Here is a 12706-nt window from a genome sequence, read left to right as displayed (position 1 = left end):
CTGCTACGACCCTGTGATCCACCAGACCAACAGCAAGATCAACAATCCCGGGGACACACCGCTGGCGGCATAGAGGTTGACTCAGGGAACTCATGACGGGTCGTCCTTCCAACAGCCGGCAGCCCGTCCCCGTTCGGTCCGGGCCGATGACCGCAATATAGTACGGACATGACCGTGGAAAATAACGGACCGCTTCCCGGCAGCGGAACGAACCGCCTACCGCTGTCCCGGCAGCGCCGCGGTGTCCTGCTGTGCCTGCGCGGCCAGGCCGCCCCCGTCACCGCGAGCGCACTCGCCCAGGTCTGCGCGCTGCATGTCAACACCGTCCGCGAACACCTGGACGCCCTGGTGGACGACGGCCTCGCCGTCCGCGAACGGTCCAACCCCTCCGGACGCGGCCGCCCCGCCTTCCGCTACCGGGCCCGCCCGCCGGAGGAATCGCCCGCACGCGAATACGCCGGGCTCGCCGCCGTCCTCGCCACGCAGATCGCCCGCTCCAGCGCCGACCCGCGTCGGGACGCCCTCGCCGCCGGCGAGCACTGGGGGCGCCTGCTGACCGCCAGGCAGACGCCGACGGCGGATCCCGAGGAGGCGCGGACCCGGCTGCTGGACCTTCTTGAGGAGATCGGCTTCGCCCCGGAAGCGGACGCCGAGACACGCCGAGTCCGGCTGCGGCGCTGTCCGTTCGTGGAGACGGCGCGTGAACACCCCGGTGTCATCTGCGGTGTTCACGAGGGACTGGCCCGGGCCGGGCTCGCCGCGCTGGGCGTGGTCCCGCAGCAGGTCGAGTTGCTGCCGTTCGCCGAACCGGACGCATGCCGACTGCACCTAGGCATGACCGGGCAGACCGAAGGCGAGGACGCTGCCGAGCACCCGGCCGCGGCCGGCGCCCCCGGCACCCCCGGGGCGCACCGGTGACCCCGGCGGCCGGCTCCGCCCCCGGCAGCACCGCCGCCCGGCGCGTGGGCGCCCGTCGCGCACCCCTGCTGCTCACCGCCGGTCTCTGCCTGCTCGCCGGTCTGGACTCCGCCCTCGGTCTGCTCGGCCTCCCGGCCCCCGTCACCACCGACCGGCTCCCGCAGGTGCACGGCGTGCTGATGGTGCTCGGCTTCGCCGGCACGCTGGTCGCCCTGGAACGCGCCGTCGCCCTGGGCCGCCCCTGGGCGTATCTGGCCCCCGGCTGCCTCGGCGCCGGGGGCCTGCTGCTGCTCGGTCCGGTCGACCTGGTCGTGCCCCGGCTGCTGCTCGTCGCCGGATGCGCGGCCCTGGTCGCCCTGTACATACGCTTCTGGCGCAGGCAGCCGAGCGCCGCCCTGCTCGCCCAGGCCGCGGGCGCCGTGTCGGCACTGGGTGCGGCGCTGCTGTGGCTGGGCGGGCTCGACGTACCGCGCATGCTGCCCTGGCTCGTGGCCTTCCTCGTGCTGACCATCGCGGGGGAGCGGCTGGAACTCGCCCGGGTGGCCGTCCTGGCGCCCTCGGCGGAACAGACGTTCCTGGCTTGCGTCGGCGCGGTCACCGCCGGTGTGGTCGCCACCCTGCTGTGGCCCGCGTTCGGCACCGTACTGCTCGGCGCCGCGCTGCTCGCCCTGGTCGCCTGGCTCGTCGTGCACGACGTCGCCCGCCGGCTGCTGCGCTCCACCGGCCTGCCCCGCTTCACCGCGGCGTGTCTGCTCGCCGGGTACGCCTGGCTGGGCCTGGCCGGGACCCTGTGGCTGCTCACCGGGCCGGTCGCCGAGGGGACGCGGTACGACGCGGTGGTGCATGCCGTGTTCCTGGGCTTCGTGATGTCGATGATCATGGCGCATGCCCCGGTGATCCTGCCCGCCGTCCTACGCCGTCCCCTGCCCTACCACCCGGCGCTCGCGGTGGCGGCCTGGCTGTTGCATCTGTCGCTCGCGCTGCGCGTGGTGGTCGGCGACCTGCGGGACGTGCGAGGCGCCTGGCAGCTCGGCGGGGTGCTCAACATCGTCGCCGTGCTGCTGTTCGTCGTATCGGCGGCCACCGCCTCCCTCACCACCACACGCCGCACCTCACCAACGAAAACGACCCCAGCCCCAGCCCCTGCCCCCGCTTCCGCTCCGGCTTCCGCTCCGGCTTCCGCTCCCGCTTCCGCTCCCGCTTCCGCTCCCGCTTCCGCTTCCGCTCCCGCTTCCGCTTCCGCTCCCGCTTCCGCTTCCGCTTCCGCTCCCGCCTCAGCCTCAGGCTCTGCCTCTGTTCCCACCTCAGCCCCAGCCCCGCCGTCTGCCCCCGCCTCAGCCCCCGCCCCAGACTCTGCCTCCGCTTCTGCTCCCGCCTCAGACTCTGCCTCTGCTCCCGCCTCAGCCCCGGCCTCTGCCTCTGTCCCCGCCTCGGCTCCTGCCTCAGCCCCGGCCTCTGCTCCCGCTTCCGCTCCGGCTTCCGCTCCGGCTTCCGCTCCCGCTTCCGCTTCCGCTTCTGCTCCTGCCTCAGCCCCGGCCTCTGCTCCCGCTCCTGCCCCAGCCCCGCCGTCTGCCCCAGCCCCAGCCCCAGCCTCTGCTCCCGCTTCCGCTCCCGCCCCCGCTCCCGCCTCTGCCCCAGCGTCATCCCCCTCCGACTCGAGGACTCCCCGGTGACCACGACCCTGTCTTCCTCCGCGGCGAGCGGACCTGCCCCGAAGCCCCCCGGCCGCTCGCCGCGCGCCCTGTGGCACCTCGGCGTGAACGCGATCGTGGTCGTCTGGCTCGCCCTCTTCGCCGCGGTCGGGACCGCCCACCACTTCCTGCCGCACGCCTTCTGGCTGCTCGTCCATATGCTGCTGCTCGGCGCGGTCACCAACGCGATCGTCATCTGGTCGGGCCACTTCGCCGCCTCCGTGCTGCGGCTGCCCGAGGCGAACCGGGGCGCCCCCGCCGCACTGCGCCTGGTCTGTCTGAACGCCGGTGCGGTCGGTGTGATCGGCGGCATGCTCTTCGAGCGGTGGTACATCGTCCTGGCCGGTGGATGCCTGGTCGCGGCGGCGGTCACGGCGCACGCCGTATGGCTGGTACGGCTGATGCGGCGGGCGCTGCCCGGCCGGTTCTCGATGACCGTGCGCTATTACGTGGCCGCCTCCGCCCTGTTGCCCGTGGGTGCCGCACTCGGAGTCGTCATGGCTCGCGGTGATCTCGCCGGTGATCTGCCCGAACGGCTGCGTATCGCCCACGAGACGATCAACCTGCTCGGCTGGGTCGGCCTCACCGTCGCCGGAACGCTCATCACCCTGTGGCCGACGATGCTGCGCACACGGGTGGCGGACGGCGCGGAACGGGCGGGCCGCGCCGCCCTTCCCGTCCTGCTCACCGGACTCGGTGCCGCCGTCGCCGGCGCCCTGCTGGGCCCACCGCCCCTGGCCGCCCCCGGCGTGGTCGTGTACGCCGCCGGGCTGGTCGTCGCGGGACGGCCCTGGATACGCGAGGCCCGGGTCAAGTCGCCGCGTTCCTTCGCCGCTTGGTCGGTGACCGCGGCATGCGGATGGCTCGCCGGATCGCTGACCGCCCTGGTCGGCATCCTCGTCTCCACGACCTCCTGGATCACGGTCGGGGGCCGCACATCGCTGCTGACCGCACCGCTCGCCGCCGGCTGGATCGCCCAAGTACTGCTCGGAGCGCTGAGTTTCCTCGTCCCCGTGGTCCTGGGCGGCGGCCCCGCCGCCGTACGCGCCGCCACCGTCAGCCTCGAACGGGCCTGGCCGGCCCGGCTGGCCGCCACCAATGCCGCGCTGCTGCTGTGCGTGCTTCCGGTGCCGTCGATGGTGCGGGTGGCGTGCTCGGTGCTGCTGCTGGTGCTGCTGCTGTTCTTCCTGGTGCTGCTCGTGCTGACGGTCGTACGAGGGATGCGCAACCGCCGTAGGGAGGCGCAGCGAGGCCCCGCTCCCGCGCCTGCTCCCGCTCCTGCTTCGGCCGAGGTCCCGGCGCGGCCGCACCGGGTGCTCGGTGGCGTCGCCCTCGGGCTCGCGGTCGTGATGCTGGCCGCCGCGGGCGGCGCGGCGGCGGACGTGCGGTCACTGCCCATGCCGGAGCGGTCCGCCGCCACGGACGCCGACGGCGGCGCGGTGACACCGACCGGCCGTACCACCACGGTCGCGGTGACGATCCGCGGCATGCGCTTCTCGCCGTCCTCCGTCGACGTGCCCGCCGGAAACCGCCTGGTGATCACCCTGCACAACACCGGTACCGACACCCACGACCTGGTGCTGGAGACCGGCGCCCGCACCGACCGGCTCAGTCCGGGACAGAGGGACAGGCTGGACGCGGGAGTTGTCGGCCGGGACCTGAAGGGCTGGTGCTCCATGGTCGGACACCGGCAGATGGGGATGGTCTTCACCGTGCGGGTCACCGGGACCGGTTCGGACTCCGGCACGGACAGCGGCGGGACCACCCACGATCACAGTGGCCGCAGCACGTCCGCAGCCACGAAGGACACCGCAGCGGACGCGTTCGACCCGATGGCCGAACCGGCCACCGGCTTCACCGCCCGCGACGCCCGGCTCCCGTCCGCCACCGGCGGAGCCGGCCCCCAGGTGCACAAGAGGACGATCACCGTGAAGGAGGTGACGCGGGAGGTCGCCCCCGGCGTACGGCAGAAGCTGTGGACCTTCGACGGAACGGCCCCAGGACCCGTGCTGCGCGGCCGCGTCGGCGACACCTTCGAGATCACCCTCGTCAACGACGGATCCATCGGCCACTCGGTCGACTTCCACGCCGGATCGCTCGCACCGAACGGGCCGATGCGCACCATCGAGCCCGGCGAGTCGCTGACGTACCGGTTCACGGCCACCCGCAGTGGCGTGTGGATGTACCACTGCTCGACCATGCCGATGTCCCTGCACATCGCCAACGGCATGTTCGGCGCGGTGGTCATCGACCCGCCCGGCCTGTCCACCGTGGACCGTGAATACCTGCTGGTCCAGTCGGAGTTCTACCTCGGCAAGCAGGGCGGTACGGCCGACGCCGCCAAGGTGAACGCCAAGGACTACGACATGGTCGCCTTCAACGGCTACGCCAACCAGTACGATCACGACCCGCTGACCGCCAGGACCGGTGAGCGGGTACGGATCTGGGTGCTGGCGGCCGGGCCGAACGAGTCCAGCGCGTTCCATGTCGTGGGCGGCCAGTTCGACACGGTTTTCCGTGAGGGCGCGTACGACCTGAGACGAGGAGGGACGCGGAGCGGGGGCGCCCAGGTCCTCGATCTCGCCCCCGCCTCGGGCGGCTTCGTCGAGCTGTCCTTCCCCGAGGCCGGCGACTATCCGTTCGTCACGCACATCATGAGCGACGCGGAACGGGGCGCCCACGGCACCTTCAAGGTGCGGTGAGCGTACCGGGGCATGGACCGAACGGCCCTGATCAGGCCCTATGGGCCCCGTGCCCCCCGCGTCGCCCCGGCATGGGCTCGGGCGGACCGACTGCTCTTGTTGCGAGGCTCTCTTGAAACGTCGCCGTGATCTGCCGCTCGTCTACTCCTGCTCGGGTTGTTCGAGCGCGGCCCAGATGACCAACTGGGTCGCGATCCAGCTCGACCGGCGGGGCATCGCCGAGATGTCATGCATCGCCGGCGTGGGCGGCGATGTGCCGAGTCTGGTCCGCAAGGCGAAAAGTGACCGGCCGGTCATCGCCGTCGACGGGTGTGTGCTGCAGTGTGCCCGCAACTGCCTTGCCCGGCACGGTGTGACGCCGACCGTGCACCTTCTCCTCAGCGATGCGGGTGTGCGCAAGCGGCTGGGCGAGGATTTCGACCCGGAGCAGGCGGAGCGGGTGCTGGACGGGCTGATCGCCCGGATCGCCGAGGAGAACGCGATCGCCGAGGAGAACGCGAACGCTGAGGAGAACGCGATCGCCGAGGAGCCCCGAGCGATCCCGGAACCGACGGTCGCTGACTGAGGGGGCCCGAAAGGCGCCGCTCGCGGACATCGAGGCATCGTCACTTCAGGCGCCGGGGAAAGGGGTTGCGCCGATCGGTCCCGGCTCTGCCGTGCTGGGGCCGGCACGGGGCGCAGCCGCACGGTCGTGGGAGTCGCGCGGGCGGTTCGGGGCACCGGTCCGAGGAGGGCGGGCAGTTGGATTCGACCTTCAGGACCGTCCGCCCGGCCGTAGGGACTCCTGGCCCATGCCGCCCGCCTGCCCGTACGCGGACAGTAGGTGTGAGGGCCGGTCCGTTGTTCCGAGGGCCGCCTGCCGGCAGAACTGACTTGAGAGGAAGGTGCGGACACCATGGTCCAGTCGTCGACGACGCGGAGTGAGCGGCCGGTCCCGGGCGCGCCGGTGTCCGGACGGGCGTGGCTGATGCTGGCGATGGCCACGGTCGGGTTCGCCGTGAACTTCTGGGCGTGGGCGCTGCCGCCGCTGGTGATGGGCTCGCTGTACGGCGCGTACGGGACCTACGGGGCCGGCCTGGCCCTGCTGGCGGTCGTGGCCGCCGCCGCGCTGGCCTACACCCTCACCGGGGTCCGCGCCGCAGCCGAAGGCGGCGAGCACACGCCGCGCACCGACCGTCCTGGCGGGCATCACACCGCGCACACCACCGCGTAAGGGTGAGTGGCCACCACGTAAGGCGAGTGGCCGAGAACACCAGACCTGGGAAACAGCCACGGTTCGACGGCAGTTGAACCGATTGAGGACGGATCGAGGAACGAGGAGAAGTCCGGTGTGTGAGTACTGCGGCTGCCAGTCACTGAAGCCGATCGATGAACTGACCCGGGAACACGACGAGGTCGTCCGCCTCATCAGCCACCTCCGAACCGCTCATCAGGAGGGCGGGGTGGCGCGGATGGCGGAGATCGCCCGGGAGATCGCGCGGGTACTCGGACCGCACACCGAAGTCGAGGAACACGGCCTGTTTCCCGCCCTGGCCGGCGACTTCCCCGACCAGATCGCCGCCCTGGAAGCCGAGCACCGCCGCATCGAAGTGGTACTGGCCGAAGCCGCCGACGGCGTCACGCCCGCGGACCCGACCTGGCCGGACCGCCTGATGGAGGCGATGGCGATGCTGCGCGACCACATCCTCAAGGAACAGGACGGCGTCTTCCCGGCCGCGCTCGCCAACCTCAGCACCGAGGAGTGGGAAGCGGTCGAGGCCACGCGCGCCAGGGCGGGCAGCACCCTGCCCCAGCCGACCGCCTGAACCGCCGCCCGTCCACCTCCGGCGGGGCACCAGACAGATGGGAATCGTTGCGGGCCATGGCCGTTGGGGTCACGGACCACCATCGAGACCGCTCTGTACCTATGAATCGGCTCGGCCGCTGGCCGCAGGTTCGAGTCCTGGGCGGGATCCACACAACATGGCTGGTCGTTCGCACGGCGCTGACCTGCGCATTTGTGCCGCGGTGAGACTGGAGGGGCGATCTCGGCTGGTGCCGCTCGCGCCGGGGGCGGTCCTGACAGCTGTTGAAGCCGCGAGCGAGGTGACGGAGAACACCGCTCCGGGCTGATGTCTTCCGCATGTTCGGTCGATACGGCGGACAACCCGGAGACGGATTCTCCGCCCAAGGTGGTCGGGCCGGTCGTCGCAACGACCGGCCCGACCGGATGTTCTGTGCCGAACCGATCGTCCTCCGCGCGCCGACGGCGCGGCCCGTGTCGGTCCTGCTCTGTCAGCCCTGCCGTGCCTGCGCCATCTCGGCGCGGGTGTGGATCCGGCCCTGGCGCCCCGCGGCCAGCAGGAACAGCACCGTGGGGACGACGCACACCAGGACGGCGAAGATGCTGGCCTCGGGGCCGAAGTCGCCGCCGGACAGTGCTTGCGGGCCGCTGACGGAGGCGTGCAGCAGACCGCCGGTGCTGGACCCGGAGCCGGAGACGGCGGTGCCGTAGATGCCCTGCTCGGCCATGTTCCAGCCCAGGTGCAGGCCGATCGGCAGCCACAGGGAGCGGGTGGCGGCGTAGACGGCGCCGAACATCAGCCCGGCCTCGACGGCGATGGCCAGTGCGCCCCAGATCGTGGCGTCCGGGTTGATCAGGTGCAGGCCGCCGAAGGCGAGACCGGAGACGATCAGCGCGCCCCATGTACCGGTCTTCTCCTCCAGTACGCGGAACAGCACGCCGCGGAAGGCCAGTTCCTCGGTGACCGCCGCGCAGCTCATCAGCCCCAGTGTGGTCAGGGCGCCGCCGATCGAGCCCCAGCCGTGGATGTGGTAGCCGCCGGTCATCGCGACCAGCGCGATGGTGACGGTGAACAGGCCCAGACCGAGGTAGATTCCCCGGCGCAGTTCCGGCCGGGCCTGCTCCAGGGCCAGTTCCTGCGGCTTGCTGCGGCCCTCCAGATACCGCACCAGCCTGACGTAGGAGGCCAGGGCGAGGCCGCCGGTGGCCACTCCGGAGATCAGGGCGGTCAGCGGAGTGGCATCGGCGACGCCGTTGATCAGGTTGGTGATCGCGTCCACGGCCAGCGTCAGCACGAACAGCACCGGCAGCCGCACCCATGTCGAGGTCGCCCACCGCGCGGGACGTGCGGAGTTGGTTCCGGCCGGTTCGATCAGGCGGACGACACGGTCGGCGAGCGGCGTCGGTGACTGGTGGCGGTTGGACGACATGGCTTCCTCCTCAGGGGGCCCGATCCCAGGGCCTGGTCTCAGGGGCCCGATCCCGGTGGGCGGTCTTCGCTTTCGATGCCGCAAAGCTATGGGCCGCGCCTGCTGCGGATCGTCACCGTCGGGTGGGCACTTGCCGGCTGGCCGGGTCCCCCGAGCGAGCTACCCGGCTGTTGTCCTGTGGGGGACCCGATTCCCGTTGCCGGAGGCTACGTTCACCGTGCAAGACTGTGCGGCGCGCGGTGCCGTGTGGTGCCGGATGCCGGACCGGTCGTACTGAACGGGCGGCGGGCACGCGCACGACAGCTCGCTCCGCATGCCGTTCCTCGTGCCGCTCGGCGCCGGACCTACGGGATCGTGGATGATGACGGAAGACCAGACCACTCGTGAGCCGTCGGGCTCGACGACTCACTCGCCGACCGGCTTTGCCTCCCGACCACCGGACCGACCGAGGGGCGACAGGTCTGCTGCGTCCCCTTCCGAGGCCGAGGCCGAGCCCGAAGGCGGAACCGGAGACGAACCGCAGGCGCAGGCGTCGGCTCGGGTGCGGGGCGATGGTTCCCTTGCTCGTGTGAACCCCGTGGTCGCCGCGGTCTCCCGGCTCCGTCTGCTGTCGCGCTGGTGGGGAGCACGCCCCGCCGCCGTCAGGGACCGCGAGTTCGCGTTCGTCTTCACCCTGCTGTCGTTCGCGGCGCCGCTGTCCCGGATCGGGGCGCAGTTCGGCGACCTTCCCGTCCACGGCGCCTCCGTGGCGAGCGTGCTGCTGACCCTGGGACAGACCCTGCCGCTCGCGGTGCGTACTCGGTGGCCGGCCGTCTGTCTCGCGCTGGTGGGGACCTCGTTCGCGCTCCACGAGTGCCTCGGCTGCCCGCCGACCTTCGGCAGCCTGGGGCTGTACATCGCGCTGTACTCCGCGGGCGCCCACCAGGACCGCTACCGTCGGTTCGTACCGGTGGCGGCGACGGGCGGGTACGCGGTCTTTGCCGTCACCCTGTACGCACTGGGCTCGCCCCAGGGCCTGGTCGACTACGTGCTCTACTACCTGGTCCTGGCGGTGGTGTGGGGCCTGGGTGTCCTGGTCCGCGGGCGGCGGGCGCACGAGGCCGAGCGCCGGCGGCTGACGGCGGAGGTGGCCATCGCCACCGAACGCAGCCGTCTGGCCCGGGAGTTGCACGACGTGGTGACCCATCACGTGACCGCGATGGTGGTGCAGGCCGGCGCGGCACAGTACCTCACCGCGTCGCCGGACCGCCTCCACGAGGCCCTCGACGCGATCAACGGCACCGGCCGCCGTGCGCTGGCCGAACTACGCTTCCTGCTGGGCGTGTTGGAGGCGACCGGTGATTCGGCGACGCCCCGGGAGCGGACGCCGATGCCGGGCCGGGTGCCGGATCTGGTGGAACAGGCCCGGGCGGGCGGCCAGCCGATCGAGCTGGTCGAGGAAGGAGTGCAGCCGGACATGGCCGTAGGAGCCCAGCTCACGGCGTATCGCGTCGTGCAGGAATCCCTGACGAACGCGGTGAAGTACGCCGCGGGCCAACAGACGCTGGTGCGGCTCGCGCACACCCCGGACTGGACAGACGTCGAGGTCACCACCGCCCAGGCGGCCGACGGCGCGCCCGTCTCCGCCGCCCTGCGTGAGGGCGGCCCGCACGTCTCGGGCGGCCGGGCCTGACCGGGCTGCGGGAACGGGTGGAGATGCTGGGCGGCGAGTTCGCGGCGGGACCCCGCCCGGAAGGCGGGTTCCGCGTGCACGCGCGCATCCCCGCGGGAGGCGCCGCATGAGTACTCCGCCCACCCCGATCGGGGTGCTGGTCTGCGAGGACCAGGCTCTCGTACGCGCCGGTTTCGTCACGATCCTCTCCGCGCAGCCCGACATGGAGGTCGTGGGCGAAGCCGTGGACGGGCGGGCGGCCATCCGCAGAGCGGAGGAGCTGAGGCCGGACGTCGTCGTCATGGACATCCGTATGCCCCTGCTCGACGGAATCGAGGCCACCCGCTGCCTGGCGGGCCCCGATTCCCCCAGCCCCGCGAGGATCCTGGTCGTCACGACCTTCAACGTCGACGAGTACGTGTACGAGGCGCTCCGCGCGGGCGCCAGCGGTTTCCTGCTGAAGGACGCTCCGCCGCCCGAACTGATCAACGCGGTACGGGTTGTCGCCCGCGGCGAGTCCCTGCTGGCCCCCTCCGTCACCCGCACCCTGATCGGCCGCTACGCCGAACGCCTGCGCCCCTCCGCCGCCCCCGCGTCCCCCGAACGGGACCGCCTGGGGGTCCTCACCCCCCCGCGAGCACGAGGTCTTCCTCCTCATCAGCGAGGGCCTGTCGAACGCTGAGATAGCCGCCGAACTGGTCATCAGCGCCGAGACCGTGAAGACGTACGTCTCCCGCATCCTGACCAAGCTGGACCTCCGCGACCGTGTCCAGGCGGTCGTGCTCGCGTACCGGGCGGGGGTGGCGGGGGACGCCGACCGGGCCTGACGGTCCGCCCGGGCGTCGGCGATACCGTCACCCCACCCCACGGCTGACGTGCGACTGACGACCTCCTCCTGTCTCGTGCCCGGGATCACCGGCAAGCCGGGCGAGGCGAGTGCCTGCGACGTGATGCCGTAGCCCTCGAAGCCGTGGAAGATGCTCGCGCAGGCAAGCTGCTGCCGGTGGGCGTGGTGCACGATTCCGTCGATGAGGGAGGTCAGTCGCCGTGGTAGAGGCGACGTGGATCGACCAGCTGGATGGTGGGGTCGCTTTCGGCGAGGTGGCGCAGTTCGTCGGTGAAGCCGGCGCCGCTGTAGCACTGCAGCCGGGTGGCGTCGGTGGCGTTGCCGCGTGAGGTGAGCAGAGCACGGATGTGCTGGAGACGTTCGAGGTGCGCCCTACCCATGATGTCGTTCCACTTGGCTTCGCCGATGGCGAGCAGTGTCTCGCGACCGCTGTCGGTGTCGCCGCGGACCGCGACGTCGACTTCGTGGCTGGTCTTGGCGGCGGGATCGTTGACGGTGCCGCTGGCGACCCGTGTGACCTGCCCGCCGTGGGTTTCGGGGGCCGCGTGCCAGCGGGCCCATTCGCGGCAGACCTGTTCGAAGTGCGGGCCGGCGACCTTGCTGCGGAAGGTGGACTGGGCGCGGCGCCAGACGGCGGGGGCGCGTCCGGGGCGTTCCAGATCGCCCCAGGCGGGGCGCATGACCGCGTGGTAGAAGGCGATGAGGGGTTCGGCGATGCGGTAGGCGGAGCGGTTGCGGCGGAAGGCGTCGGCCTCGTGGGTGATCATGCCGACGTCCTGGAGGACGCTGAGCGGGTGGGCGAGGTCGGTGGACTTGCGACCGAGGTAGTCGGCGATGCCGCCGCGTGCGGTGTTTCCGGCGGCGATGGCGGCCAGGACGGAGTGGTAGAGCGCGGTGTCGTGGAGTTCGGGTTCCTCTGCGAGAAGGTAGCGGGCCTCGCGGAAGAGCGGACGGGCGGGGTTGAGGACGGCGCGGGTGACCCAGGCGTCGAAGTCGTCGGGTCCGGCGGGGGTGTCGCCCTGGGTGAACTCGCGGCGGTAGGCGGGGGTGCCGCCGACGATGGCGTGGGTGAGAAGTGCGGTGCGCGGGTCGTTGATCTCCCAGAACTCGGCGGCGAGGCGGAAGTCCAGGGTGGGCACGACGAGTTCGAGGCCGGCGCGACCGCGCAGCGGGGCGTTGCCGGCGAGGAGTCCGCCCATGAAGGACAGGGCGGAGCCGCACAGCAGGAGTCGTACGGGGGTGTTGGTGTGCTGGGCGGCGGGGTCGAGGGCGCGCTGGATGATTGAGGGGAGGGCAGGGGATGCCTTGGCGAGGAAGGGGAACTCGTCGATGACCGCGACGACGGGGCCGCCCTGGTCGGCGATGCGCATGAGTTCGGTGACGGCTTCGTCCCAGTGGGTGAAGCGGAACGGGGTGGGCTGGTCGCGGTGGCGTGCGAGGGCTTCGCCGAACTGGCGCAGGGCGTCGGACTCGGTGGTTTCGGTGGCGGTGAACATGAAGCCGCCGCTCGCGCGGGTGAGGGCGTCGAGGAGGAAGGTCTTGCCCTGGCGGCGGCGGCCGGAGACCACGCCGAGCGTGGCGCGGGGCCCGGGCAGCGTGGCGAAGCGGGTCAGCTCGGCCCACTCGAAGTCACGGTCGAACATCTCGGCGGGTTTGTGCATGGCGCACCTCATCATGAATGGGT

Annotated in this window: 9 protein-coding genes and 1 pseudogene; 8 read left to right on the top strand and 2 right to left on the bottom strand. The window is 71.9% G+C overall.

Going from position 1 to position 12706, the window contains the following annotated elements; translation table 11 throughout:
* Nucleotides 1–168: 168 nt before the first annotated feature.
* From ABT245_RS16920 to ABT245_RS16895, 6 genes are all read left to right on the top strand, one after another.
* Nucleotides 169–918, top strand: coding sequence for a helix-turn-helix transcriptional regulator (locus ABT245_RS16920; protein WP_351734186.1), 750 nt, complete (start codon nucleotides 169–171; stop codon nucleotides 916–918).
* Nucleotides 915–2591 carry a DUF8744 domain-containing protein gene (locus tag ABT245_RS16915; protein WP_351734184.1) on the top strand — a complete coding sequence of 559 codons (1677 nt, stop codon included), beginning with the start codon at nucleotides 915–917 and terminating at the stop codon, nucleotides 2589–2591. Before ABT245_RS16920 ends, ABT245_RS16915 begins: the two co-directional genes overlap by 4 nt.
* A complete protein-coding gene (locus tag ABT245_RS16910; protein WP_351734182.1) occupies nucleotides 2588–5311 on the top strand; it encodes a multicopper oxidase domain-containing protein in 2724 nt (907 codons plus the stop codon). The genes ABT245_RS16915 and ABT245_RS16910 overlap by 4 nt, the downstream gene beginning before the upstream one ends.
* A gap of 40 nt (nucleotides 5312–5351) precedes the next feature.
* Nucleotides 5352–5876, top strand: coding sequence for a putative zinc-binding protein (locus tag ABT245_RS16905; RefSeq protein WP_351734180.1), 525 nt, complete (start codon nucleotides 5352–5354; stop codon nucleotides 5874–5876).
* Nucleotides 5877–6206: 330 nt separating this feature from the next.
* On the top strand, nucleotides 6207–6524 hold the full coding sequence (locus tag ABT245_RS16900) for a hypothetical protein (protein WP_351734178.1): 318 nt from the start codon (nucleotides 6207–6209) through the stop codon (nucleotides 6522–6524).
* A gap of 115 nt (nucleotides 6525–6639) precedes the next feature.
* Nucleotides 6640–7116: a hemerythrin domain-containing protein gene (locus ABT245_RS16895; RefSeq protein ID WP_351734176.1), complete on the top strand. Its 477-nt coding sequence runs from the start codon at nucleotides 6640–6642 to the stop codon at nucleotides 7114–7116.
* A gap of 469 nt (nucleotides 7117–7585) precedes the next feature.
* On the opposite strand, the gene ABT245_RS16890 is transcribed toward ABT245_RS16895, so the two are convergent.
* Entirely contained in the window at nucleotides 7586–8524 is a 939-nt protein-coding gene (locus ABT245_RS16890; RefSeq protein WP_351734174.1) for a CPBP family intramembrane glutamic endopeptidase, read from the bottom strand.
* Between the two features lie 568 nt (nucleotides 8525–9092).
* Here ABT245_RS16890 and ABT245_RS16885 point away from each other — a divergent pair.
* Both ABT245_RS16885 and ABT245_RS16880 read left to right on the top strand, forming a co-directional pair.
* A complete protein-coding gene (locus ABT245_RS16885) occupies nucleotides 9093–10196 on the top strand; it encodes a sensor histidine kinase (protein ID WP_351734172.1) in 1104 nt (367 codons plus the stop codon).
* 106 nt (nucleotides 10197–10302) lie between these two features.
* A pseudogene (locus ABT245_RS16880) lies at nucleotides 10303–11002 on the top strand (response regulator).
* A gap of 211 nt (nucleotides 11003–11213) precedes the next feature.
* On the opposite strand, the gene ABT245_RS16875 reads toward ABT245_RS16880, so the two are convergent.
* Nucleotides 11214–12683 carry an AAA family ATPase gene (locus ABT245_RS16875; protein ID WP_351734170.1) on the bottom strand — a complete coding sequence of 490 codons (1470 nt, stop codon included), beginning with the start codon at nucleotides 12681–12683 and terminating at the stop codon, nucleotides 11214–11216.
* Between the last annotated feature and the right edge of the window lie 23 nt (nucleotides 12684–12706).

Source organism: Streptomyces sp. NPDC001508, from assembly GCF_040298665.1.
In the GTDB taxonomy this organism is placed as follows: Bacteria; Actinomycetota; Actinomycetes; order Streptomycetales; family Streptomycetaceae; genus Streptomyces.
The sequence above is the reverse complement of the archived record's forward strand: the minus strand, read 5'-3'. Positions and strand labels throughout refer to the sequence as shown.

What these genes read in the sequence shown, in the direction of transcription:
- ABT245_RS16920 (WP_351734186.1), top strand. Translation starts at nt 169, where the DNA reads ATGACCGTGGAAAATAACGGACCGCTTCCCGGCAGCGGAACGAACCGC.
- ABT245_RS16905 (WP_351734180.1), top strand. Translation starts at nt 5,352, where the DNA reads ATGGGCCCCGTGCCCCCCGCGTCGCCCCGGCATGGGCTCGGGCGGACC.
- ABT245_RS16900 (WP_351734178.1), top strand. Translation starts at nt 6,207, where the DNA reads ATGGTCCAGTCGTCGACGACGCGGAGTGAGCGGCCGGTCCCGGGCGCG.
- ABT245_RS16890 (WP_351734174.1), bottom strand. Translation starts at nt 8,524, where the DNA reads ATGTCGTCCAACCGCCACCAGTCACCGACGCCGCTCGCCGACCGTGTC.
- ABT245_RS16875 (WP_351734170.1), bottom strand. Translation starts at nt 12,683, where the DNA reads ATGCACAAACCCGCCGAGATGTTCGACCGTGACTTCGAGTGGGCCGAG.